Origin of the sequence: Microcoleus sp. SVA1B4 (assembly GCF_036700545.1) — a bacterium.
Taxonomy (GTDB): Bacteria; Cyanobacteriota; Cyanobacteriia; order Cyanobacteriales; family Microcoleaceae; genus Microcoleus.
In genome coordinates, this window is sequence record NZ_JAUBPB010000015.1 from 57,669 (window position 1) to 81,738 (window position 24,070).

Below are 24,070 nucleotides of genomic sequence, written 5' to 3' on the forward strand. Positions count from 1 at the left end.
GTCAAAAACGTCTAAGCTATGTGGATTAAGATTCTGTTAGTAGAAGACAATCCGGCTGATGCTGATTTGCTTGCAGAACTGTTAGAAGTATCTGTGGGCGTCGAGTGGGAACTGGTGTCTGTTGAGTTCCTGCATGAGGCGATCGCACAACTGTGTAAACAACCCTTTGATGTAGTTTTGCTCGACCTTTCTTTGCCCGACAGCCGCGGTTTGGAAACCCTAACTCGCCTGCGAGAAGTTGCTCCTGATGTGCCAATGGTGGTAATGACAGGCTTGGACGATGAGGCGATCGCCCTCGAATCAGTTCGCTTGGGAGCTCAAGACTATATTGTTAAAGGTCAAATTACTACTCAATTATTAGTGCGGACGATCCGCTACGCGATCGAACGATCTCAAACATTTCAAATGCTGCGGGAAAGCGAGCGCCGCTTTCGGGCGATTTTTGACTCGTCGTTTCAGCTAACCAAGCTGCTGACTCCCGAAGGAATTGTGCTGGAAGTCAACGAGACAGCCCTCGATTTTGCCGGATTGCGATCGGAGGGTATTGTGGGCCGCCCGATTTGGGAAATGGCGGTTTGGGGTAAGTCGCCACAGGTTTCCGAACAATTGCAATGCGCGATCGGCAAAGCAAGTCGTGGCGAGTTTTTCCGCAGCGAAATCGACTTGTTAGGCAAAAGTGGCCAAATTATGACAGTTGATTTCTCACTGAAACCTGTTAAAAATGAGACAGGACAAATTTTGCTGCTGATAGCGGAAGCCCGTGACATTAGCGATCGCAAACGAGCAGAAGCGGAAATTCTCAAAGCCCTCGCACGAGAAAAGGAACTTTCACAACTGCGAGCTAAATTTGTCACAATGGTTTCCCACGAGTTTCGCACACCTTTGACAACCATCCAATTTTCCGCTGGATTGCTGCAAGATTACAGTTCTCAGTGGCCCCAAGATAAAAAATCTACTCATTTTGTGCGGATTCAATTAGCAATTAAACGCATGACAGAGTTATTAGAAGATATCCTCGTAATTGGCAAAATCGAAGCCAATACCTTGCAGTTTCAACCGGTTTCCTTAAACCTCGAAAAATTTTGCCGTCAACTGGTAGAAGAGCAGCAGCTCAACGACAGCAACCAACACCCGATCGCCTTTCAATATGAAGGCGGCAACTGCGAGGCTCAAATGGATGAAAAACTGCTGCAGCAAATCTTGGGAAATGTCCTCTCAAATGCCATCAAATATTCCCCCGTCGGCAGTACAGTTTCCTTGCACCTCAACTGTCAAAACAACGAAGCTGTGTTCCAAGTTCAAGACCAGGGCATCGGCATTCCCCAAGCCGATCGAGAGCGGATATTAGAAACTTTTTACCGATCTCCAAATGTCGGCACTATTTCGGGAACAGGTCTCGGTTTAGCAATTGTGAAGAGGGCTGTGGAACTTCACGGCGGCCAACTTGCGATCGAGAGTCAAGAAGGAAAAGGCACAACTTTCACTATTACCTTGCCTTTAATTTGCGATCCCTGTCAATAAGAACTGAATTATCAACTATATATATCTGCGATTTAACGATTAATTAAGCCCCTAACAAACAAACTTATCAAGTATCTGAACCTAGAATTTTTCCAACAAACTACTAACAAAAAGGAGCTAGCACCGTGGCTAAGATTTTGGTAATAGAAGACGAAGAAGCGATTAGAGAGAATATTTTAGAGTTGCTGGAAGCCGAGAATTTTGAAGGAATAGGAGCGAGTAACGGCCAAGTCGGCATCAAATTGGCGATCGAAAAAATCCCCGACTTAATTTTGTGCGACATGATGATGCCGGAAGTAGACGGTCACGGCGTCATCAAAGCTTTGCGATCCGAACCATTGACTGCCACAATTCCGTTTATTTTCCTCACAGCCAAAGCCGATAAAGTTGACATTCGCACGGGCATGGAACTGGGAGCTGACGATTACATTACTAAGCCCTGTACGCCCCAAGAATTGCTAAAAGCCATTGCTATTAGACTTGAAAAACAAAAAACAATTAGCCGACAATCTCAAAAGACGCTAGACGAATTACGCACTAATATTAGTATGTCGCTGCCCCACGAATTGCGGACTCCTTTGAATGCAATTCTGGGCTTTTCTGAGCTAATTCTGTCAGAATATCAGGTCTTAGAGGAATCAGATATCTTAGAGATGATCGGTCAAATTCAAACTTCCGGTCATCGCTTGTATCGGCTGATTCAGAACTTTTTGCTGTATGCAGAACTGGAGATAGCAGCCACCAATCCCGAACTGCTAAAGGAGATGCGAAACAGCGAATTTAGCTGTGTAAAATCTTTGCTGAGTCAAAAAGCGCGGCAGCAAGCAAAACACGCGAATAGAACCGACGATTTACAATTAAACTTGCAAGATTCGTCGGTTGCTATTGATTCTGTCAGACTCGCAAAAATTGTTGAAGAACTATTGGACAATGCCTTCAAATTTTCTTTAGAAGGAACGCCTGTTTTATTACGCACTTTCGTCGAAAATCAGACTTTTATTCTGTCTGTCAAAGACCAAGGCCGCGGTATGACTAACGATCAGATTGCACAGCTAGAAGCTTACAGGCAGTTCGATCGCAAACTTTACCAACAAGCAGGTTTGGGATTGGGCTTGGCTATTGTTCAACGCCTTGTAGAATTGCACGGCGGAGAATTTAAAATAGAAAGTTTGCCGCAGCAAGAAACCATAGTTTGCGTTTCCCTGCCTGTCTAAACCATGATTATTCCAGTTTCCAAAAAGAATACAACTGTAGGCAAAATTCCCACCCTTATGGCATAAGTCATTCCCAATTGTTAAATCTCAACTCTAAAATGGTATTATGCAGGAGCGATCGCTCCTTTCAGACACCGCTGCATATAAATTTGAGCTACCTTATCATTAGGGTTGATTTCCAAGCAGGCCGAAAACAATCTTATAGCTTCGCCACACTTGTCACTATTGTAGAGTACCAAAGCTTGCTCAAAGATGGTCTTTGTCTCTAACTTTTTCTGTCGTAACTCTGGCGGATCTGCCGCAAATACTTCATAAAGTGTTACCATTCGCGATTTGCCTTTAACTGCTACGCGATCGATCAACCTCAAATCATAAAACTCGTTTAACTGTATAAAAGTATTGTGAGTAATTAACATCGAAACCTCATACTCTTTCGTTAAAGTTTCCACGCGGGAGGCTAAGTTTACCGCATCGCTAATTACCGTGCTGTCCATCCGGCTTTGGCCGCCCACCGTGCCTAACATCAAAGAACCTGTATTGATGCCAATGCCAATTTGCAGCGGCGGGCGATCGGGTCGATTGCGACTAATATTATACTCGTTAAGCTCTTCTAGCATTGCAATTCCAGCTTTCACAGCATCGTCCGCACTGCCATCAAACAGCGCCATAATCGCATCGCCAATGTATTTGTCAATAAAACCAAAATTGTCAGTAATTGCCGGTTCCATCCGGGACAAATAACCATTAATAAATTTAAAATTTTCTTCGGGATTCATTTTTTCCGAAAGAGAAGTGAAATCGCGGATATCTGAAAACAGCACCGACATTTCTTTCTGTACCTGATCGCCTAATTTGACTTCCAGAATACTTTCATATCCCAGAAAGTGGAGAAATTGGTGCGGCACAAACCGCCCGTAAGCATCTGTTAATTTTTCTTCTGCTGCTAAAGCTTTTTGCAACTCGTCTGTGAATTGGCGGCGCTCGGTTTCTACCTCTAGACGTTCCGTGATGTCTTGAAAAGCCGCGATCGCGTAAACTATGTTTTTCCGTTCGTCGTAGATTGGAGTCGCCCAAACCTCGATCGGCACAATCCGATCCGATCCATGAACTTCTAGATCGTCCATACGCACAAATTCTCCCCGCAACGCCCGAACAATGGGTTGGCTATCCCTCGGATACAATTGATTAGTTCCAGCGTCGTAAAAATGATAAGCTTCAGGAAATTGCTCAGTACCCCCATCAAAAATTAAACCTTGGGCGAGTATCCTTTCGCCCCAAGAATTCATGTAAAAAGGTTTACCCTTACCATCCACAACAAATATTCCTACTGGCATCGCTTCCAGGAATTGAGTCAATCGGCTTTCGTTTTCTGACAGTGCCTCATTTAACTTTTCTTCGGCTGCCAAAGCTTTTTCTAAATCATTAGTAAACCTAATTCGTTCCACTTCTACCTGTCTTTGCAAACTAATATCCTTAGCAAAACCCTGATAGTAAAGCACTTCACCGTTAGCATCATAAACTGTGCGCGCATACTCAGAAATCCAGATAATGCTGCCATCTCGACAGTAAACCTGAGACTCAAACTCACACAGAGTACCGTGCTGTTTCATCAGCCCCAAAAACTCTTGACGGCGGTTCGGTTCCACGTACAATTGCTGCTGAATATCATTAATACTTTCTATCAATTCTGACGCAGAATCGTAGCCGTAAATTTCCGCAAGAGCAGGATTCGCACTGATAAAATGTCCGTCCGTCGTCGTCTGAAAAATACCTTCTAGAGCATTTTCAAATATCCCGCGATACTTCTCTTCAGCTTGAATTAGCGCCGCTTCAGCTTCCTTGCGTTCACTTATGTCACTAAAAGCAATAATCGCATAGGAAATGTCTCCTGTAGAATCATAAATTGGAGTTGCCCAACTCTCTACAGGAATAATCTTATTAGCTGTACGAATTTCTACACCCTCAGTCCGCACATTTTCGCCCCTAAGCGCCCGCATAATTGGCAATTCTTCCACAGGGCATCTCTGATTAGTCCCGGTTTTATAGAATTGATAAATAGCTGCTTTTTGCTCTGAATTAATATGTGGCACAGTGCCTTTGCCAAATACATCCCGCGCTTTCTGGTTAGCGTAGAAAGATTGCCCGTTTGCATCAAGTACACACACGCCCAATGGCATAGCTTCTAAATATTGCGTCAAGCGACTTTCGTTTTCATGGAGTTTAGCAATCAGCATAGCCTGCTTGCGGTTTAATTTTACCAACTCCTGATTCATTTCCTGCAGTTCTCTTTGTTTTTCAGCTAATTGTTTATCTTGAAAATATCTATATATTGCCTCAGTGACCGTTAATTTTAAGTCATCACATTGCCAAGGTTTAGGTATATATCGGTACAATTTAGCATAGTTAATAGCATTTGCTACCGCATCCAAATCTGCCTGCCCCGTCAGCATGATTTTGAGACAGTTCGGCGATATAGCATGAACGCTCCTTAATAGTTCGTCTCCTTTCATGCTAGGCATGATATGATCCGAAATAACCAAAGGAACTTCATACTGTTCTGCTAAAAGTTCTGACAGCAACTCTAAAGCTTCTTCGCCACTTTGGGCCGTTTCAATTAAATATTTATCTTCAAAGGCTTTTAGGAGGTCTATTTCCAGACTATCGAGTATAGTCTGCTCATCATCCACACAAATAATGACTGGTTTTTTCATAAAGTTGCTAGACCAGACTTAATCGCTTCAATTAATTCTTGATTCTGCCAAGGTTTTTCTATGAAAGCATGAAGATTAGCTTGATTTTTTGTGCGTTCGATTGCTTCTTTGTCGGCTTGTCCTGTCAGCATCACTGTCACAATTTGCGGATATTTTTGATGGATTTTAATCAGCAACTCATCTCCTTTCATTCCGGGCATCAACCAATCAGAGACAATTACTAAAATATTAACCTCAGCTTCACAGAGCTCTTCAATAATTTCCAGGGCCTCGGCAGCACTTTCAGCAAATTCGCAAAGATATTTACCGTTAAATGCCTGTTGCAGTTCAATTTCCAGACTTTCCAACACTCCTACTTCATCGTCCACACACAAAATTGCTGATTTAGACATCGCTAGTTTCCTTCTTTAGTGGGGTAGGGTGAACCCCCATGGGCAGTACACCGTTTTCCAAATTCTACATTCTGCGCGGGTAGACTGCAAATTTTCGCCCCCGCCTTCACTCTCCGGCGCTTTAGCTACTCAGTTAAATTAATCGGCAAAGACACGGTAAATACTGTTTTACCGGGCCTCGACTCCACATCAATTTTACCTTGATGTTTTTCAATTATTTTTTTGACAATATCCAGTCCCAATCCGCTGCCTTCTCCCGCAGGTTTTGTGGTAAAAAAAGGCTCAAAAATTTTCGGAATAATCTCTGGTTGAATCCCCTTACCGCTGTCAATAATTTTTACCAAGAGGCTGGTATCTTGTTGTAGCGCGTCAATTGTTAAAGTCCCTTGATTGTCCATCGCTTGTAAGGAATTGTGAATTAAATTTGTCCAAACTTGATTGAGTTCATCTGGATAACACAGTACCACAGGCAATTTATCTTGATAGTTTCTGATCACTTCCACACCCTGCTTGATTTGGTTTTGATAAAGAGTTAATACAGTTTCAATTCCATCCGTAATATTCACTTGTATTTTTTCCCCATTTACATCGTAACGCGCATAATTTTTCAGGGCAAATACGACTTTTGCAGCGCGTTCAGTAGCGGTAGCGATGGTTCGGGCGCTTCTGTGAATGCTAGCAAAGTCGTAGGCTGTTTTTATAATATTTTCGCTGTCAGGATCTTTGAGCAACGACAAGAATTCTTGCAGATTTCCTTGCAATCCTATATTGACTAAAATGCTAGCAAGGCTGTCAGCATTGTCAAGGCCTTCCGACTCTAATTGCTGCTTCACTCCTTTTTTCAATACCCGTTTTTCTCGAGTAGATAAAGAGTAATTTTGTTGACTAGAACTGTACATCAAACGCAAGAAATCTTGCTGGCGTTCAGCAGACAGTTCTTTAAAAAAAACTGGCAAGCTTTCGAGATTGTTATCCAAAAAGCTGGTAATATTTCCAATAGACGACCGAATAGCCCCTAACGGCGTATTGATTTCGTGAGCAATTCCCGCAATCAGTTGCCCTAATGCAGCCATTTTTTCCGATTGCACCAATTGATTCTGAGTAGCTTGCAGTTGGTCTAAAGTAACTGTAAGTTCATTGTTTTTCTGTTGGAGTTTTTTTCGCAACTGGCACATTGCTAAATGGGTTTCTACCCTCACTAGAACCTCTTCCACCTGAAAAGGCTTAGTAATATAATCTACCCCGCCCACTGCAAAGGCTTTGACCTTATCAAGTACGTCATTAATCGCGCTAATAAAAATTACCGGGATTTCGCAAGTTCGTTCATCAGCTTTGATCTTTTCGCAAACTTCATACCCATTCATTTCGGGCATCATAATATCCAGCAAAATCAAATCTGGAGGCATACCTTTGGCTGCCGAAAGTGCTAACTCACCGCTAGGTACCGGGCGAACTTTATAGCCCTTGCTGTTCAAAATTCCGGCTAGCAGCCGCAAATTAGCTGGGGTATCGTCAACTACTAAAATATTACCGCGATCGGTGCTAGGAAGGTCGTTATTCATGTGATCTTGCTTGAGATATTAATTTTAAAAGTTTGTCGTACTCAAAATTTTCTATACAATTTGCGATCGCACCTGCCGTTACTGCATCCTTTAAGCGAATTTGCTCTATCAAAGTATCAATTAAATCCATATCTGCATTCTGTATTGCTAGCTTTAAATCAGCTACCAGTGAATCAGGCAATTTTACGAAATCAGTCGCACTCATAGCGCGATCGCCCTCTTTGATTGCCGATAAATCACTTTGAGCCGGATCTTCATAAATATAGCGCACTCCGATATGTTTGTGCATAGCATCAAAAATATCGGGTTCCCGGAAAGGCTTCCTCATAAAAGCATCGCAACCCGCCGATAAAATAACTGCCCGTTCTTCCTCCAAAACGCTGGCTGTCAGCGCAATAATCGCAGTAGCTTGACCTTTAATAGTACCTTTAATGTATTGCGTAGCTTCGTAGCCGTCCATCACAGGCATTCTCATGTCCATCCAAATGAGATGCGGTTCCCAACTATCCCAAATCTCAATAGCTTCTTGACCGTTATTCGCTTCTTTTAGTTCAAAACCCAGAGGAGAGAGGATTTTAATTAACAATTGGCGATTGAGCGGTTTATCGTCTACTATCAAAATTCGATAGGTGTGTTGGTTGGGAACCAGGCCTATAACATTCCTGATCGGCTTTGGGCGTTCAATATCAGCCGCATCGACAGCAATAACTTGAATATCGAACTGAAAATTCGTTCCTTTACCAACAGCAGAACTGACGCTCATTTCACCGCCCATTAATTCCACAAATTTGCGACTGATGGGCAATCCCAAGCCAGTACCTTCTTGCGAATCTTTGCCTGTCTTGGTTTGCACGAAAGGTTCAAAAATATCGTCTAATTCATTGGTAGCAATACCGGGACCAGTATCCTCGACTTCAAAATGAAGGAAGAAGGAAGAGGTAGAAGCTGCATCGTCATTTGGGGTTGCAATGATTTGGTTGTTCGACTGACTGATTTGAGATATTTTAAGACCATTTATGGCGAAAAAATCTGTAGGTTTTGATACTGCAAAATCAGAAAAAATTCCCCCTTGTGCCTGCTGATTTCGGCCTAATGACTGCTTGCCAACTCTTACCGCTACACAGCCTGCCTCGGTAAACTTAAGAGAATTATTGAGCAGATTAATTAAGATTTGCCGCAACTTTAACTCGTCAGTTTTTATATATTGTGGCACATCGGGACTGCAGTCAAAAATCAACTGCAAGTGCTTGTCATCTGCTTTGAGTTGAAACATATCTTCCACGTCGTTTAGCAGGCGATAGAGGTCGAATTTTTGGGTATTGAGGGTGGTGCGCCCCGATTCAATTTTAGATAAATCCAGCACGTTATTAATCAGGGTAAGGAGGTGTTCTCCGCTGCTGCTAATTATGCTAATATTTTCTTGATGCTCTGGGGATAGAGTTTGGCTGCGAGTCATCAGTTGGGAAAAACCGAGAATTGCATTGAGAGGCGATCGCAATTCGTGACTCATATTAGCAAGAAAGGTACTTTTAGCTTGATTCGCTACTTCCGCTTTGTCTTTAGCTATAGCCAATTCTGCCGTCCGCTCTTGCACTCGCTGTTCTAAAGTTTCAAAAGATTGTTGCAATTGTTGAGCCATGCTGTTAAATGACTTGGCTAATTCCCCCAATTCGTCGGAGCGTTCGCTTTCTACTGTTTTATCCCATTCACCTTTAGCAATATTTTGGGCTGCTGTATTTAAGCGCCAAATAGGATTTGTCACCCAGCGAGAAGTCAGAATGCCGATAACTAAAGCTACTCCTAAAGCTGCTAAACATAGCCAAATAGTAGTCTGGGTATTAGCATCTATTTCTTTGGTAAAATCTGATTCGGGAACAACTACCACAATCAGCCAGTCTAAACCTTTGCCATCTTGGAACGGTAGAACTTTTACAAATTGTCGCTTGCCCTCTATTTCAAAATTAAAGAGATAGGAAGTTTTTATTTCCTTTAATCCCTGAAAACGAACTGCTACATATTTAGCTGTAGCTTGAGTCGAGTGGTCAACACTCTCTTCTGCTTTGAACAGTTCTTTCTTATTATTATTTTTGATGCGAAATGGTTGTTCGGCAGTTGAAGTTGCCAGTAAAGTACCATTCTTTTCCATAATAAATGCTTGCCCGGATTTGCCAATTTTGAGACTGTTTAAAAAACTCCCAATATGGTCGAGACGCAAGGCGCTAATTAATACTCCTTGTAGCTGATTGTTCTCGTATACAGGTTGGAGCGCACTGAGTATTAAGGTTGGTTCTAGAAACGAAATATAAACGGAACTCCAAGTTGGTTGTTCGAGATGAGCCGCATTTTTGTACGAAGGATGTTCGCGGATGTCAAAGTTTTTGACAACTGTTGCTAGGGTAGTGCGATCGCCTGTATCATTAGTATGGTAAGAATAAAAATCAAAACCAGTAGATTTGCCTGATAAATTAATCATTAGAGAGCCATTTGACAGTTTCTCTCCGGTTCGATAGTCTCCATTCTTGTTGCCAATGGAGGTAAAATTGATATATGGATATAATTGTACTTGGCGCCAAAGATATTTCTCCCAAGCTGATAAGTTGTCCATATTTAACAACCCGAGTTTGACAGCATCCAGCTTGGTTTGATTGATTTGATGGGGAGTTGTTAGGTAAACTTGCAGGTTTTGCTCGACCCGCAAACTCACCTCGCTCATTAACTGACTGGCAAGGTTATTAACTGCTTTTTGTCCGTTTCTAAAAGACAGATATCCTACGAGTCCCACGGCTCCCACGATTTGCAATACAAATGGAACTATGAGAACAGTTCGCAGCGATAATTTGTCTAAAATTTTAGAAACCATAAGATTGAGGGGTTTGGTGAACTTAGTCTAGAACCGTATTTGCACAACCTGTCTTAACTGCAGCACCATTTATTTACTGCCGATTAGCTAGGGGAATTGATGCGGGCTATTTTAGCTGTGGTAGATGCTCGACCCCGATCGCTTGTGAACCTAATGTTTGGTCGATTAAAGTCTATTATTTTACCCATTGTCGTATTATTGTTACCATTTAGGTAAAAGTTGCCGTCTCTGGCTGCGAGAATGGCCTGATACCCGATCGCGCGGGCGAGTTTAACCCGCATGGGTCAAGCGGTTTGGAGGCCGGCCAGGAAATTTGCGATCGGCACTCGCCATTTTCCGCAAGACGTGTTATACTTCAGAAAGTCGAGGGCACGTAGCTCAGTGGATAGAGCATCAGGTTCCGGTCCTGAGGGTCGGGGGTTCAAATCCCTCCGTGCTCATGTAGATTTATAGAATGACTGATTTTGATAGACCGGGGACAAATTTTTATCCTCGGTCTCAATTATTGTGATTTAAGCGTCAGTGTCAAAAATCGAATCACCGCTGTAGTCGCAGATCCGGGACTGATTGCGCCCCTGTTGCTTGGCACGGTAGAGTCCACGATCGGCAAGCGCAATCAAGTCAGCCGATGATAGTTCCGAAATCGGAATTAAGTTGGCGATACCCATACTAATAGTAACTACATCGCTCACATCAGAGGTTTTGTGAGGAATATGTAAAGCTTGAATAGCAGCGTGAATCCGTTGGGCTACCGAACTCGCTCCTTCAATATCTGTATTAGGCAAAATGATGGCAAATTCTTCTCCGCCGTAACGCGCCACTAAATCCGCCGGACGGTACACCACCTCTTGCACCGTCTGAGCAAGTTTGAACAGACAACTATCCCCCATTTGATGACCGTAGGAATCATTATAACGTTTGAAATAATCCACATCAAACAACAAAAGAGAAATAGGTTTTTTTTCCCGGTATAGCCGCTGCCATTCATGCTCTAAGCGGTCATTAAAACAGCGACGATTAGCAATTTGAGTCAACCCATCAATATTTACCACTTGTTCTAAGAGATGAGTAGCGCGCGCTAGTTCTTCGTTAGAGAGTGCCAGTTGTTGATTAATTTCTCTCATCCGCGCTTGAGCCTGCTGCCTTTCTGCCAATTCCTTCTGCAATTTCTGAAAAATATCCGCTTGTTTAATGGCGATCGCTAACTGATTAGCAATCTGTTTAACAAGGTCAACTTCAAATTCTTCCCATTGCCGAGGCGCAGAACATTGATGAATACATAACAACCCCCACAAATCTTGTCCATTGAGCAACGGCGCCACTAAATTAGCCCGAACCGGAAATTGTTTCCAAAGAGCGCGGTAACAGTGTTGAAGGTCAATATTATTGATATTTTCTACTATCTGCGTTCTCCATTCTTGATATGACTCAGGATATTGTTCACCACAACAATGGTCGTTAAATTGATTTTTGCTTACCAATTTACATCCTTCGCCTACGGATTCTGAAACAAACTCACCATATCCAAATTTACTATCAGGATCGAACTTAAATATGCCGACGCGCTCGGCATCAAGAAACAAGCGAATATCCTGCGAAGCAATCTCAAAAATTGTAGACAAATCAAGAGATTGACGGATGTGTTGAGTAATTTCTTGAAGTAATATCGCCTTGTCGTACTGTTTCCGCAGAGCGATTTCTGCTTGCTTTTGGGCGAGAATAGCTGCCTCTGCTGCTTTTTTTGCTTTAATAATTTCACCTTCGTATAGGATACGCTGGCGGATACATATCAAGATGCAATCGTTGACGATGCTTCCTCCTTTCTCCCGACGCACAGCGTTGATCAGCATCGGTATATCACTACCCTGCTTTGACCTTAATGAGAAGTAAATTTCCTCTACTTTACCGTGGAGCTTCAACAGGGGGAAGAAATGGGTTTGATAGAAAATTCGGCTGGCCATTGGCAGAATGAATTCCATCTTCTCTCCCCGCAGTTCATCGGTTTCGTATCCGAGTAATTGCAGTAATGTGGCGTTGACCATTACGATCGTACCATCGTCAGCAAACGAGAGGAATCCACAGGGTGACGTGTTGAGTAGCTCGTCTATCTGGTAGGTCATGTTTGCCATACAAATCAGGTAGTATGAGGTACACTCAAATACTCCTTAATCATCTCGATCGTCTCTTGTGGATGACTCAGGTGCGGGCAATGTCCCGTAGCTTTCATCACCCGTAGCGTACTTTTAGGTAGGTGGCGGTGGAGGTAATCCCCTACCTGGGTGGGAGCAATCACGTCATCAGCGCATTGCAATATCAGTGTAGGTACTGATGCCTTGGGTAAATCACTGCGATTGTCAGAGTAAAAAGTTACCTCGGCAAAGCGACTTGCAATCACCGGATCGGTAGAGCAAAAACTTGTCTCAAGTTCCTCAGTTAACTCAGGACGATCCTCATTCTGCATCACCATTGGCGCCAGAAAGCTTGCCCAACCAATGTAATTTTTCTCCATGATATCGAGGAGATCCTCAATATCTTTGCGCTCAAACCCTCCGTAATAATTTGGTAAATCATTGATGTAGCAAGGTGAAGGCCCTACGAAAATCAGGCGATTAAAGTAATTAGGAGCTTGAATTGAGGACAGAAGGCCGATCATACTGCTGACAGAATGGCCTACAAAAATCACATCAGTCAACGCCAATTCTTCACAGATATCGACGACATCCTGAACATAGCCCTTGATGTCGCTGTACCGTTCAGGAGTGTAGGCACTAATATCAGACTGTCCCGAACCTACATAATCAAATATGAGGATTTTGTAGTCCTTCTCGAAGGCCGGTGTTACGAAACGCCACATATTTTGATCGCACCCAAATCCATGAGCAAACATCATGGTCTGGGTGCCTTGTCCAAACACTTTAATATTATTCCTGCGAAGAATTGTTTCAGTCATTTGAGCGACACGAGCATTAAATTGATTATAAGACTTTTGCGCGCTTTCATGAGGGAGGATTGCTGAGCCCACATAGCGGTAGACAACTATTGAGGATGTCGGATTAAATGAATAGCAAACTCAGCAATGGTCGGCTTCCTCAACATATAACGCGGCCCGATTTCCTAGGCGATCGCTTGTAACTATTCCCATTTCGCTGGGGTTTCCATTCCTTCGGCAATTATGCTCAGATTTAAGCCATCTGGGATGGCAACTATGGCTTTGGCAATTCCGCGATCGCTCGGAGCGCTGGCTAAATGGCGGACAAATGAGCGAGCAATTTTGAGCGACTTCACCGGAAAATTTTTCAGGTTGTTAAAAGCAGCATAGCGAGTCCCAAAATCATCGACATAAATCCCCATACCATGCTCTGAACATTGGCTCAAAAGATTGTAGGGAATGTCAACATTAAGCATCATTGCCGTTCCCGTAATCTCTAGCTATCGATATTTTGGCTTCATCTCGGTGCGCTCAACAATGCGATCGCTCTTAGCTATTAAAGTCGCTTGGCTGAGTTGACGTGCCGACAGATTCACTGCTATATTAGGAAGAATTAGTCCTCATCCTAACTACTGCTGATATTGCCCACAAGCTTGCTCTAAAATCCATTTGCTCTTCGGGCCAAATCAATCCAGTTTTGTCGGCGATGGGAATACATCGATGCCGATGAATCCAACCTTGTTCAGGAGAATGGCCTCCTACTATAACTTTAATACCAGCAAGGCTACCTGTTTGCAAATCGAGCTGAGGTTGATCATACAGCAAGTATTGGCTTTCCAAGCACAATTCAAGAGATTTGCGATCGCCAGGGTATTGGATTTGACCCAAGGTATTGTTGCTGTGTAAAAACTATAGGTATTGGGTTCGATAGGCAATAAAAGCTCCTATTTCAGCAATTAAGAACCTCCCAAACATTGTCGCGGTTGCTATAAATGTTCACAAACTCCTCAGATTAAAAAAGTTGGGTTTCCTAGCTCAACCCAACCTACTTTTAACGGCCAATCACTGCGAACTCTCAAATATCCTCATCGTCTTGACCTTGAACACCCTGGAGAATCCGCGATAGCTCACTCTTTTCATTAATCGTAATCCGAGTCGGAGAACCGCTGATAATCCGTTCGTAACCACGGAACGAATCTTTAATTTGTGGGCCTCTCTCAGTAATTGTGTATTCCCGAATTCCTTTATCGTGCCAGGAACCGCGCATCTTAAACACATTAATTGCCCGCGACATTTCTCCTCGAATCTCTACATACTGCAGCATAATAATCGTGTCAGTAATCGTAGAAATATGGGAGTCCGTAATCGAATTAGAACCCATAAACTGGTCGCTTGTATTCGTAAAAAAGCCTGTTATTTCTTCCTGCTTCGCAAAACCTGTCACTCCGATCACAAATTGCCTGAAAGCATTATTGCTGACACCCCTAGCTAAGGCCGACAGCGAGTCTATAGCAATTCGAGAAGGTTTGAACTCCGCAATTTCTGATTTAATAGTCTGCAAGTGGTCTTCCAAACCAGCAGATTCCGGGTAAGTACACAGCAGCTTCAGCAGTCCTTTCTGTTCCATTTCCTCAAAATCAATGCCCCAAGAATAAGCATTGCGGAACAACTGAGCCCGCGACTCTTCATAGGCAAACAGCAGCGCCCGATTGCCGTTCATACAAGCATTCTGCAAGAACTTGCTCACCAACAGCGTTTTGCCGGTTCCCGTTGCACCCGTAGCCAAAATAATCGAGTCTTTGAAGAAGCCGCCACCGCACATCTCGTCGAGAGTTTTATCGCCCGAAGAAACCCGCACGTTGGAAGACTTTTGAGTTAATCGCATCGCCCCTAATGGGAAAATATTAATTCCGTCATTAGTCATAGTAAAAGGATATTCGCCCTTCATGTGAGTTGTACCCCGCAACTTCAAAATTTCGATGGTGCGGCGGCGGCGTTCTCCTTCCAATACGTTGCGAACAATCACCACATTATCCGACACAAACTCTTCCACTCCAAACCGAGCCACCGGGCCGTATTCTTCCACCCGTTCCGTCGTCATAACTGTAGTTGCTCCTACTTGTTTGAGGCGCGCAACTAAGCGAAAAATTTCTCGGCGCACCACCGATGCAGCATCGTACTGCTGAAATACGGCGGTAACAGAATCTATAGAAACCCGCTTGGCTTTGTACTTGCGAATGGCGTACTGAATTCGCTCGATTAAGGCTGATAAATCAAAATTTCCTACGATATCTTGACCTTCTGGATCGGGGGAAGCGTCCAAAATAAATAGCTTACCTTCCTCGATTAATTGTGCCAGATCCCAACCGAAACTGCAAGCATTTTTAATAATATCTGTCGGAGATTCTTCAAAAGTTACGAAAACTCCAGGTTCGTCAAAATGGGTAATTCCATTATAGAGAAATTGTACGGCAAATAAAGTTTTTCCCGTTCCTGATGTGCCGCTGACTAGGGTGGTTCTGCCGATGGGCATTCCGCCATGACTGATGTCATCAAAACCCTCAATCATCGTGCGAATTTTTTCAACTCCTGCCGTTACCAATCCTTCCCGTTTAACCGTTTGACTAATTTCATTCATGTCGATTTTTGTCAACTCTCAGTATTCTTTAGTTGTCACTCATTAACCGCCGATCATGAGTCTTTGTACCCAGCTTTTAGTTTTGGCTCTTGCTCAATAACTAATGACTGCTGACTGCTGACTAATGACCCCGCCCAAAAACCGATACCGTGCCACGTACTCCTGTCGTGGAAAGATAAAAATTTTAGACTTTTGTTCCACATCCCAGATTCATCTGTGGAGTAAATCTCAAATCTAAAATCGTTCGACGCGCGACTCGACGCTTCGAAGATCGCGCTCGCCGAACGTTTCACGCCCAACCGAAGTCTCAAATCTAAAATCGACTGACTCTTACCTGATTATCTTATGAATTCAGGTCTTCTTCGCGAAGTTCTTCATAGAGCAAATCTAATCCTATCAGAACTTTCTCACGATCGGACAAATCGCCAATAATTTTTCGCACCGGCGGCGGCAGGATTTTGGCCAGCGTTGGGGTTGCCAATATTTTGTCCTCTTCTGCTAGCTGAGGGTTTTTGAGAACATCTATGACTTTCAGCGCGTAGACGCCTTGAAATTCTTGTTCTAGGATGTCCTTTAGGGTTTTCAAAGCTCGCACAGAGTTGGGAGTATTCCCCGCAACGTACAGCTTCAGAACGTAGGTTTTCTTCAGAGGACTCATGAACTTTTTTAAATGTTGAGTATTAGTTGTCAGATGTTAGTTGTAGTTGTTATTTGTCTTAAATCCGCTGTTCTTTGTTATTTTATAATAATTTCCGCCTCGCGCTCGCGCGGCTGTTGGTCGGCTCCTTTCTTTTTTGTTAGATTCTCCCTTCTACCTTTTATTTCTTAAATTATGCCGAATCCCTTCTACATTCTACCTTGAGAGGTCTCTTTCGGAATCGATCGCCGATACATCTCGCACATATGAGCGATCGCGTCAATCAGGGTCAAACGGTAATCAAGCAATATTTCCTCGCTACGCCCTTCTAATTTTAGCTGTTTAGCAAACTCGTCCATCAATTCCATGTGAATTTCTACAACTTGAGTCACGGGAACGTCAGCAAAAAAAGCCAAATTCACAAATTCATCTATTTGATTGTTGACCGCAGCATCTTGAGAAAAATAATTCAAAACGATGTCGCGATAACTTGACTTGAGTTGCTCCAAAAACTTTTGCTTCTCGGTTGCCGACAGATTTCTCAAAAAAATCTGGGAATTTCTTTTATAATACACACCTAAGTATCCTAATCGCTCCCGTAATTTTTCCGCCAGCCGCCGCTGCTGTCGGCTGAGCAAACTTTGAGCAGTCAATTGGGCTGTCGCATCGATCTTTACGGATTGGTAATTGACAGGAACCGGAGTTGAAAGTTTCAGAAATTGTGCGATCGCCCGATCGATACCGGCAGCTATGGAGCTCGATCGAGCGATTGCCAGTTGCACCTCAGCAGGGTGATAAAAAAAAGCACAGCTTTCGTCTTGACTCTGGTTGGCGGTACTGGCTGCGGCCTCAAAACCCTCTGAATATGGTGCTTCGGGCTTGCCATCTACCTGCGCGTGAGGCGAAAAAATCACAGCAGGCAAAAAGAGCGATCGTTCTTGCAGCTTCCCCAGAAGCGATCGCAGATCCCCATCCACCTCCAAAACCAAACAATCAAGGTGATAATTGTGTTTAAGGAACCCCAAAAGCTCCACTGCCGACTTAATGTGCGTTAAAGTATAGCGTTCGCCTCTCAAAAGCTCGATCGCAGAGGCTGCAATTTCCTCAGAGCGGACAAAAATACCGATAGAAAGTTGAGGAAGCAAAGCTGTAGGTGCACCACCTAAGTTGCCTGAAAGTGCTGGATCGCTCAGAGTTGATATCTCCTTTACAAAAAACTTAACATTTTAACAATCATCTCAACATTTATTTTAACCAATCTTAACCGCAAAATAAGTGATGCGCTTCTACCAGAGGAAGAATCAAAGTGTACTCCGTGGTTTTTGTGTCAAGCACCCTGAGCGTGATTTCTGCAATTAAGCTTAAGCCTTAAAATAATTGCTAGTCGCCTCAAATCAGGCGTAGGCATCGAACTCCCCGGTCTCGGTGCAGATACCGAGCCTGATAGCGAACTGATATAAAACAAATAAGATACAGAAATTCGCAGCTACATTGAGCATCAAAAATATTACTGCTCTCGCGAGCAGACTCTCAGGTTTGTTATGCCAGTCACCACCCCCAGTCTCAAAAATTTTATCGAGCCAGTGCCGCTGTGCCTCCAAACGGGTGCGCTAGAATCGCTGCAGTCAATTTTCAGCTCCTGCAACTGCGATCGAGTCGCAGTAGTCAACGAACAGTTACAGCCGCTGGGATTAGTGTACCTCCGCAGCCTTTGGACTTGGGGAGCCGATCGCACAAACGACGGGCAGCAACCTTTGTCAGAAAGCTCGATCGCGATCGAGCCAGTCAGAGCATTACCCGCCACTATGAGCGTCAGGGAATTCTGGGAGTACCTGCAAACAGAAGAACAAAACACCCCAGCCCGGTCAAACCGCCAAACCGCCGGCATTTCCTCAAACAGCCCGATCGCCCTCACAGATGCCAGTGGTCAATTCTTAGGAATGCTAGACAGCCTGAGCCTGCTGCAATTCGCCGCACTCAACAGCAGCTCGCTCTGCAGCCTCACAGAGCAGGCAAAAGCCGTCAAAGAAATCGAATTAAAACCGGTTTCCGAAGCCATCGCCACAGCCCTAAACGCTCAAGTGCGCTTTTTAGAAGCAGGATTGAAACCTTCGGAAAACCTGAACTCCCTAGTTGAACTGTTGGAAAAACTGCCCCTGCCCCTGAGATTGCAAACCCCTACCGCACAAATAGTCAGCCAAAACGCAGCGTGGCGGATGTTGCTGGGAGCAGGCCCAGAACCAGTTCCAGAACCAGCAGCAAATTTGGGTAAACACTCGCCCCGCAAACCAAGCCATTTAACAAGCGAATACAAGAGCGTGCAGTTAGAGGGCATCACCACTGACTGCAGGAGCCTAGTAGGAGCAAGTAGATCGGGCGATTCCCTGCGGGATAGCTTCGCCGCGCGTGATTCAACCGCAGCCACCAGTTGCCCGCTGCCCCTGTACGCTGCCGCCTCCCCCTCAACATTAACCGCTCCAGCTTGGTGTCCCATGGCCGGCAAACCAGACACCTACATTTGCGAGTGCCCCGTACAAAAAGGTCAAGAACGGATCTGGCAATTTGTCAAACAGCCGCTCTCAGACAAGCTAATTTTAGTAATGGGACAAGATGTCACCGAAGAACATTTAGTCGCCAAAGAACTAGCAGCGAAAAACGCAGATTTAATCCACCTCAACCGACTAAAAGACGAATTTTTATCCTGCATCAGCCACGAACTAAAAACCCCGCTCACCGCCGTCCTCGGTTTGTCCAGCCTCCTCAAAGATAAATTGATCGGAGAACTCAACGATCGCCAAACACGCTACGCCAAACTAATCCATAAAAGCGGGCGGCATTTGATGACAATAGTTAACGACATTTTAGACTTGACCCGGATGGAAACCGGGCAGCTAGAACTAATTCCCGAAGCAGTGGAAATAGCATCAACCTGCCAAAGAGCCTTTGAACAAGCAAAACAACTGCAACAGCAAGAAGAAAAAAACCCTCCCGCCCCCAGCAAAACGGACGGTACAGCCAACGCAGAACCATCCGCCCAAATAGAATTTACACTCGAAATAGAACCGGGACTGAGCCACTTAATTGCCGACGAACTGCGGCTGCGGCAAATGCTAGTTAACCTCCTTTCCAACGCCCTAAAATTCACAGAAATCGGTGGCAAAATCGGATTGAAAGTAAATGTTTGGGAAGGCTGGATCGCATTCACAGTTTGGGACACTGGCATCGGGATCCCCGCCGACAAACAGCACCTGATCTTTCAGAAATTCCAACAGCTAGAAAGCCCCCTCACCAGGCGCTTTCAAGGAACCGGACTGGGACTGGTACTGACTCAACGCCTAGCTCGGCTCCACGGCGGGGACGTTTCGTTTATTTCCTCAGAAAACCAAGGCTCTCAATTTACCCTGTTGCTGCCACCAAATCCTCCGGGAAACAGCAGCCAAGAAATCCCGGCACAGGAAGCCACCGAGGAGGAAGAATTATTAAAACCCCCATATCCGACTCCGATCGCCAATTCTCGCTCTCGTTTAGTATTAATAGTCGAAGCCGTTCCCAAATATATCGAAGATTTAACCAACGTCATCTCAGGTTTGGGCTACCAAGTAATAGTCGCCCGTTCCGGCACCGAAGCGCTGGAAAAAGCTCGCAGGTTCAGTCCCGAAGCGATTTTCCTCAACCCGCTGCTGCCACTGCTGTCGGGTTGGGACGTGCTGACGCTGCTCAAGAGTGACCCGGATACCCGATCGATTCCGGCGATCGTCACGGCCACCAGAGGCGAAAAAGAACGGGCCAGTGTCAACAGGGCTGAAGGCTTTTTAAGCTTGCCGGTGGAAGAACCCGCTTTGCGGCGGCTGCTGACAGACTTGATCGGCCACAGTAATGCCTGTACAGGCAAAGTGAAGAGTTCTTTAACCGTGTTGTGGCTCAGCCCGCAAAACAGTTCGTCTCAAGGTTCCGCTTTACTGCTCAACCCCAACTACTGCCGGGTTTTAGAAGCAGACGACCTCGGCCAAGCAGAACTCGTGGCCAGAATTTGGCGGCCCGATGCGATCGTCTTAGACGGTACAAGTCAACTGCAAAACCCCTTAGCTTTTATCGAACAGTTAAGTCGGTCTCGAAATTTGGGTTCTCTCCCCTTGGTGACTTTAGACTCCCGAACTACACAACTGGCAAATCAAGTCAAAGGATTGTCCGTATTTCCCTGTTTAGCCACTAGCAGTCCCGACGACAGTGAAACTTCACCAACCGGGTTAATGCCAAGTGCTTTGTGGCAAGTGATTCAAGTTGCTGCGGGCATGAGTTGGAAGCCCAGCATTTTATTTGCTGACATTTCGACTTTACCCGATTTGCACTCCTCTTCTGGGGGGAACCCGACGGGAGAATTGGAGCATTGCGATCGATCGACCGCGGCCGAGATTCCCCTCCCCAATTCCCAGTTTTCTACTCCCAACTTTCAAGCTTTGATTCAGTACATCCACACCGCAGGATTTCGAGGGTCGATCGCTCCCTGTTGGACAGAAGTTTTGCAGCAGTTGCAATATCAAAGCGTTGACTTAGTTTTGCTGTGTTTGCGAGATGCCCCCTCAGAATCCCCCGCTATGCTGCAGGCGCTCTCGAACCTGCGGCAAATGGCAGTAAAACTGCCAATTTTAGTCTGGGATTATCGATCGGCTGTAAATTCGGAATCCGAGGCGATCGACTTTCTACTGCAAGAAGTATCTGCCAAAATTTTGCCTTCTTCCTTGTCGGCAGCACAATTGTTAGACAAAATTCAACAGACTTTATTAACTCACTAAAATTTTTGAAAATGAAGGATTTACCAGGTTTAGATTGAATAATTTACTCCTTTATAACCAGTAAAAACAAAAGAGTATTTAGGACAAAAAAAAGGATTTTTTAAGTTTTAAAATATAAACCGCGAAGCGTTATTTATGGACTCATTTAAGTTGCTAATCACTCATAATTGTGCCTATTTGCAGTGAGGTAATCAGTCGTGTCTAAAACAGTGAATAAAAACGACAATCCAGAATGTAAACATAATTTGAGAAGTATTTAAATGAAAACCAAAAAGTGTTGCGAGTCAAGAAGCAATATCAAAACTCAAAAATATGAGTTATTATAGGCGATCGAGAAACCCTTATATTTTTTTCTGGGGCTGTACAGTGCCTAATCGCATTCCTTTAATATCTCTGCTACTCGCACTCGGTTTGGGGGCAATGCCCGAGCCTGCTGTTGCACAGGCCCTCCTGCCTTACACCCTGCAAATCGACTCGGCCCAACTCGAACAAACGGCCTTGAGCCTTGCAGAAGAAGCCGTCCAGCTAGCCAGACTCCAGCAGTACCAACTAGCGGTACCCAGAGCCGAACTCGCCACACAGTTAGCCCCCAAAAATGCTCAAACTTGGACTTTGTTAGGTAGCTTGTACCTTCAAGTCGAGGAGTTTGACAAAGGCATTGAAGCTTTGGGACAAGCTCAATCTCTGTCGCCAGAAAATCCCTCAATTAAATTTGTCTTGGGAGAAGCTTACTTTCGGAAAGCGAACTACGAGAAAGCAGCCGAATATTTGCAAGCAGGATTAAAACTCAAACCAGACACTCCAGGTGCATTATTTGATTTAGGCAATGCTTTTTATAAGCTGAAGCGGTTCGATCAGGCGATCGCCCAATACGAAAAAGCCTTTGCTTTAGAAAAAAATCTTTGGCCTGCTGTCAACAATATCGGATTAGTCAAATACGAAATGGGGGATGTTGATAGCGCCATCAAACGCTGGCAAGAAGCGATCGTGATCGACGACAAAGCAGCCGAAGCAATGCTAGCTCTAGCAGTAGCATTCTACACCAAAGGTGACAAAGAAAAAGGCTTAGCGATGGGAGAAGCAGCTCTGAAACTAGACCAACGCTATGCTACCGTAGAATATCTCAAAGAAAACCTCTGGGGCGATCGTTTAATCGCAGATACGCAAAAGTTGCTAGCCACTCCTGAAATGAAAGCAGCACTGGCTAAAATTCAAGACGCCCCACCCCCTCCCCAACTCTCGCCTTAATTGTAGTTAAGTTTGTAGTGAGGACTTGAGTCCTCAAAGCCTTTTTTAACTGATAACCAACTATCTTATTCAGAACTAAGACCAAAAAATAGTTGAATGCGCTATCGGTAGGGGTAAGGTGCGCGCACAGCGCACCCTACAGATAGAGTTGGTGCGTAAGTTCTATTATTGCCACGAAGCAATTGCTGTCTTCAATTCTCCAATCTAAAATCTAAAATCTAAAATCTAAAATCCCATGACCCCCCTAAGCTGGACAGAATTAGAAGCCCTCACAGACTTTGAAGTCGATCGCACCAACGGCCCCACCAACGCCCAAGCCCGCTTGCGCCTCTTCGGTAAAACCGAATCCGATGTGCGAGTCACCCTGTACCGCGATAACCATGCTTGGTGTCCCTACTGCCAAAAAATCTGGCTGTGGCTGGAAGAAAAAGAAATCCCCTACCGTATTGACAAAGTTACCATGTTCTGCTACGGGGAAAAGGAAAGCTGGTACAAGCGCAAAGTGCCATCGGGAATGCTACCGGCGATCGAACTAGACGGCCGCATCATCACCGAAAGCGATGATATCTTAATCGCCCTCGAACGAGTCTATGGCCCCTTGGGTTTGGGCATGGAAAACCCCGCAGTAATACCCCTGCGGCGGTTAGAGCGACTGCTATTTAGAGCCTGGTGCTCTTGGCTGTGCTACCCAGCAAGTTCAGCCAAAGTAGAACAACACAACCGCAACCAATTTATCAGCGTCGTCGCCCAGGTAGAAAAGGCTCTGGCTAGCACATCTGGGCCTTATTTCCTCGATGAATTTGGCACTGCGGATGTCATCTTTACGCCCTACGTGGAACGGATGAATGCCAGTCTTTACTACTACAAAGGCTACTCGATGCGGGAAGAAAACCCGCGCTTTGCTGACTGGTTTGCGGCGATGGAAACCCGCCCTACCTATCGCGGCACTCAGAGTGATTTTCACACCCACGTCCACGATTTACCGCCTCAGATGGGCGGGTGTTATGAAAACGGCGAACCTCAGATGCTACTCAATAAAGCCCGCGTGGATAATGGGCCTTGGGCTGGACTGCCGGATGTGATGTATCCAGAACCGGAAACCTCCCGCGCTGAAGCACTCCATCGCGTCATTAAGCACCAGCGCAACATCGTTCGAGTCAATCCTGCTGATGACAACTTATTTGATGAGGCTTTGCGTTGTGCTTTAACTTTGATGATGACTGGCGAAGTTTGTACGCCGCCGCCCGGTTCTGATGCGGCTTTGCGGTATTTGCGCGATCGGGTGAATGTGCCCCGCGATATGTCGATCTACGCGGCCAAGCGGTTGAGGGAAGCGTTGGAGGAAACGGCGGCTTTGGTGGGTGATGGCCAAGGTTCTCCGATTCTGCTGAAGCATCGGCGAGATCAAGATCCGGCTAATTTTGTGTAGGATTCTGGGGCGATCGCGTGTTAAATTAACTTTTGGTAGCATGGTTAGTGATTACTTTTGCCAGCGCGATCGTATCCAAGCACAATATAATAGAGTCAATTTTGTTTGAGAATACGATTATTGAAGATGTATTTTT

Annotated in this window: 17 protein-coding genes and 1 tRNA gene; 6 read left to right on the forward strand and 12 right to left on the reverse strand. The window is 44.8% G+C overall.

Annotation, left to right across the window (positions count from 1 at the left end; translation table 11 throughout):
- Positions 1 to 18: 18 nt before the first annotated feature.
- Together QT987_RS09965 and QT987_RS09970 are read left to right on the forward strand one after the other, a co-directional pair.
- Entirely contained in the window at positions 19 to 1,521 is a 1,503-nt protein-coding gene (locus tag QT987_RS09965; protein ID WP_333239397.1) for an ATP-binding protein, read from the forward strand.
- 125 nt (positions 1,522 to 1,646) lie between these two features.
- Entirely contained in the window at positions 1,647 to 2,735 is a 1,089-nt protein-coding gene (locus QT987_RS09970; protein WP_333239399.1) for a response regulator, read from the forward strand.
- A 104-nt stretch (positions 2,736 to 2,839) separates the two neighbouring features.
- Here the strand turns inward: QT987_RS09970 and QT987_RS09975 are convergent, their stop codons facing one another.
- The 5 genes from QT987_RS09975 to QT987_RS09995 form a co-directional block, all read right to left on the reverse strand.
- Complete coding sequence (locus tag QT987_RS09975) at positions 2,840 to 5,446, reverse strand: PAS domain S-box protein (protein WP_333239401.1); 2,607 nt, start codon at positions 5,444 to 5,446, stop codon at positions 2,840 to 2,842.
- Positions 5,443 to 5,838 carry a response regulator gene (locus tag QT987_RS09980; RefSeq protein ID WP_333239403.1) on the reverse strand — a complete coding sequence of 132 codons (396 nt, stop codon included), beginning with the start codon at positions 5,836 to 5,838 and terminating at the stop codon, positions 5,443 to 5,445. The genes QT987_RS09975 and QT987_RS09980 overlap by 4 nt, the downstream gene beginning before the upstream one ends.
- Before the next feature lie 125 nt (positions 5,839 to 5,963).
- Entirely contained in the window at positions 5,964 to 7,400 is a 1,437-nt protein-coding gene (locus QT987_RS09985; protein WP_333239405.1) for a response regulator, read from the reverse strand.
- Positions 7,393 to 10,260, reverse strand: a complete 2,868-nt coding sequence (locus QT987_RS09990) for an ATP-binding protein (RefSeq protein WP_333239407.1) — start codon at positions 10,258 to 10,260, stop codon at positions 7,393 to 7,395. Before QT987_RS09990 ends, QT987_RS09985 begins: the two co-directional genes overlap by 8 nt.
- A gap of 83 nt (positions 10,261 to 10,343) precedes the next feature.
- On the reverse strand, positions 10,344 to 10,541 hold the full coding sequence (locus QT987_RS09995; protein ID WP_333056790.1) for a hypothetical protein: 198 nt from the start codon (positions 10,539 to 10,541) through the stop codon (positions 10,344 to 10,346).
- Positions 10,542 to 10,627: 86 nt separating this feature from the next.
- Here QT987_RS09995 and QT987_RS10000 point away from each other — a divergent pair.
- Positions 10,628 to 10,700: transfer RNA gene (locus QT987_RS10000), tRNA-Arg, on the forward strand.
- A 72-nt stretch (positions 10,701 to 10,772) separates the two neighbouring features.
- Here the strand turns inward: QT987_RS10000 and QT987_RS10005 are convergent.
- The 7 genes from QT987_RS10005 to QT987_RS10035 all read right to left on the reverse strand — a co-directional run bounded on the left by QT987_RS10005 (position 10,773) and on the right by QT987_RS10035 (position 17,609).
- Complete coding sequence (locus QT987_RS10005; protein WP_333239409.1) at positions 10,773 to 12,389, reverse strand: diguanylate cyclase domain-containing protein; 1,617 nt, start codon at positions 12,387 to 12,389, stop codon at positions 10,773 to 10,775.
- A gap of 5 nt (positions 12,390 to 12,394) precedes the next feature.
- The gene (locus QT987_RS10010) at positions 12,395 to 13,210 is read right to left on the reverse strand and encodes an alpha/beta hydrolase (RefSeq protein ID WP_333239411.1); all 816 of its coding nucleotides are present in this window, start codon (positions 13,208 to 13,210) and stop codon (positions 12,395 to 12,397) included.
- Between the two features lie 182 nt (positions 13,211 to 13,392).
- Positions 13,393 to 13,683, reverse strand: coding sequence for an EAL domain-containing protein (locus QT987_RS10015; protein ID WP_333239477.1), 291 nt, complete (start codon positions 13,681 to 13,683; stop codon positions 13,393 to 13,395).
- 109 nt (positions 13,684 to 13,792) lie between these two features.
- Positions 13,793 to 14,077 (reverse strand): hypothetical protein, encoded by a 285-nt coding sequence (locus QT987_RS10020; RefSeq protein WP_333239413.1) that lies wholly within the window; start codon positions 14,075 to 14,077, stop codon positions 13,793 to 13,795.
- Positions 14,078 to 14,264: 187 nt separating this feature from the next.
- Positions 14,265 to 15,827, reverse strand: coding sequence for a circadian clock protein KaiC (gene kaiC, locus QT987_RS10025; protein ID WP_333239415.1), 1,563 nt, complete (start codon positions 15,825 to 15,827; stop codon positions 14,265 to 14,267).
- 343 nt (positions 15,828 to 16,170) lie between these two features.
- A complete protein-coding gene (kaiB, locus tag QT987_RS10030) occupies positions 16,171 to 16,485 on the reverse strand; it encodes a circadian clock protein KaiB (RefSeq protein ID WP_006632119.1) in 315 nt (104 codons plus the stop codon).
- A 188-nt stretch (positions 16,486 to 16,673) separates the two neighbouring features.
- Positions 16,674 to 17,609: a circadian clock protein KaiA gene (locus QT987_RS10035; RefSeq protein WP_333239418.1), complete on the reverse strand. Its 936-nt coding sequence runs from the start codon at positions 17,607 to 17,609 to the stop codon at positions 16,674 to 16,676.
- 396 nt (positions 17,610 to 18,005) lie between these two features.
- On the opposite strand from QT987_RS10035, the gene QT987_RS10040 reads away from it, so the two are divergent.
- From QT987_RS10040 to QT987_RS10050, 3 genes are all read left to right on the forward strand, one after another.
- Positions 18,006 to 21,257, forward strand: coding sequence for an ATP-binding protein (locus QT987_RS10040; protein WP_333239420.1), 3,252 nt, complete (start codon positions 18,006 to 18,008; stop codon positions 21,255 to 21,257).
- A gap of 366 nt (positions 21,258 to 21,623) precedes the next feature.
- Complete coding sequence (locus QT987_RS10045; RefSeq protein ID WP_445299582.1) at positions 21,624 to 22,505, forward strand: tetratricopeptide repeat protein; 882 nt, start codon at positions 21,624 to 21,626, stop codon at positions 22,503 to 22,505.
- A gap of 235 nt (positions 22,506 to 22,740) precedes the next feature.
- Complete coding sequence (locus tag QT987_RS10050; protein WP_333239424.1) at positions 22,741 to 23,934, forward strand: glutathione S-transferase family protein; 1,194 nt, start codon at positions 22,741 to 22,743, stop codon at positions 23,932 to 23,934.
- Positions 23,935 to 24,070: the final 136 nt, after the last annotated feature.

Bases quoted from the DNA above. Each gene is read 5' to 3' on its own strand.
- QT987_RS09980 (WP_333239403.1), bottom strand. From the start codon at position 5,838: ATGTCTAAATCAGCAATTTTGTGTGTGGACGATGAAGTAGGAGTGTTG.
- QT987_RS09965 (WP_333239397.1), top strand. From the start codon at position 19: ATGTGGATTAAGATTCTGTTAGTAGAAGACAATCCGGCTGATGCTGAT.
- kaiB (WP_006632119.1), bottom strand. From the start codon at position 16,485: ATGAGTCCTCTGAAGAAAACCTACGTTCTGAAGCTGTACGTTGCGGGG.
- QT987_RS10050 (WP_333239424.1), top strand. From the start codon at position 22,741: ATGACCCCCCTAAGCTGGACAGAATTAGAAGCCCTCACAGACTTTGAA.
- QT987_RS10010 (WP_333239411.1), bottom strand. From the start codon at position 13,210: ATGACTGAAACAATTCTTCGCAGGAATAATATTAAAGTGTTTGGACAA.
- QT987_RS09990 (WP_333239407.1), bottom strand. From the start codon at position 10,260: ATGGTTTCTAAAATTTTAGACAAATTATCGCTGCGAACTGTTCTCATA.
- QT987_RS09995 (WP_333056790.1), bottom strand. From the start codon at position 10,541: ATGCGGGTTAAACTCGCCCGCGCGATCGGGTATCAGGCCATTCTCGCA.
- QT987_RS10005 (WP_333239409.1), bottom strand. From the start codon at position 12,389: ATGGCAAACATGACCTACCAGATAGACGAGCTACTCAACACGTCACCC.
- QT987_RS09975 (WP_333239401.1), bottom strand. From the start codon at position 5,446: ATGAAAAAACCAGTCATTATTTGTGTGGATGATGAGCAGACTATACTC.
- kaiC (WP_333239415.1), bottom strand. From the start codon at position 15,827: ATGAATGAAATTAGTCAAACGGTTAAACGGGAAGGATTGGTAACGGCA.
- QT987_RS10040 (WP_333239420.1), top strand. From the start codon at position 18,006: ATGCCAGTCACCACCCCCAGTCTCAAAAATTTTATCGAGCCAGTGCCG.
- QT987_RS09985 (WP_333239405.1), bottom strand. From the start codon at position 7,400: ATGAATAACGACCTTCCTAGCACCGATCGCGGTAATATTTTAGTAGTT.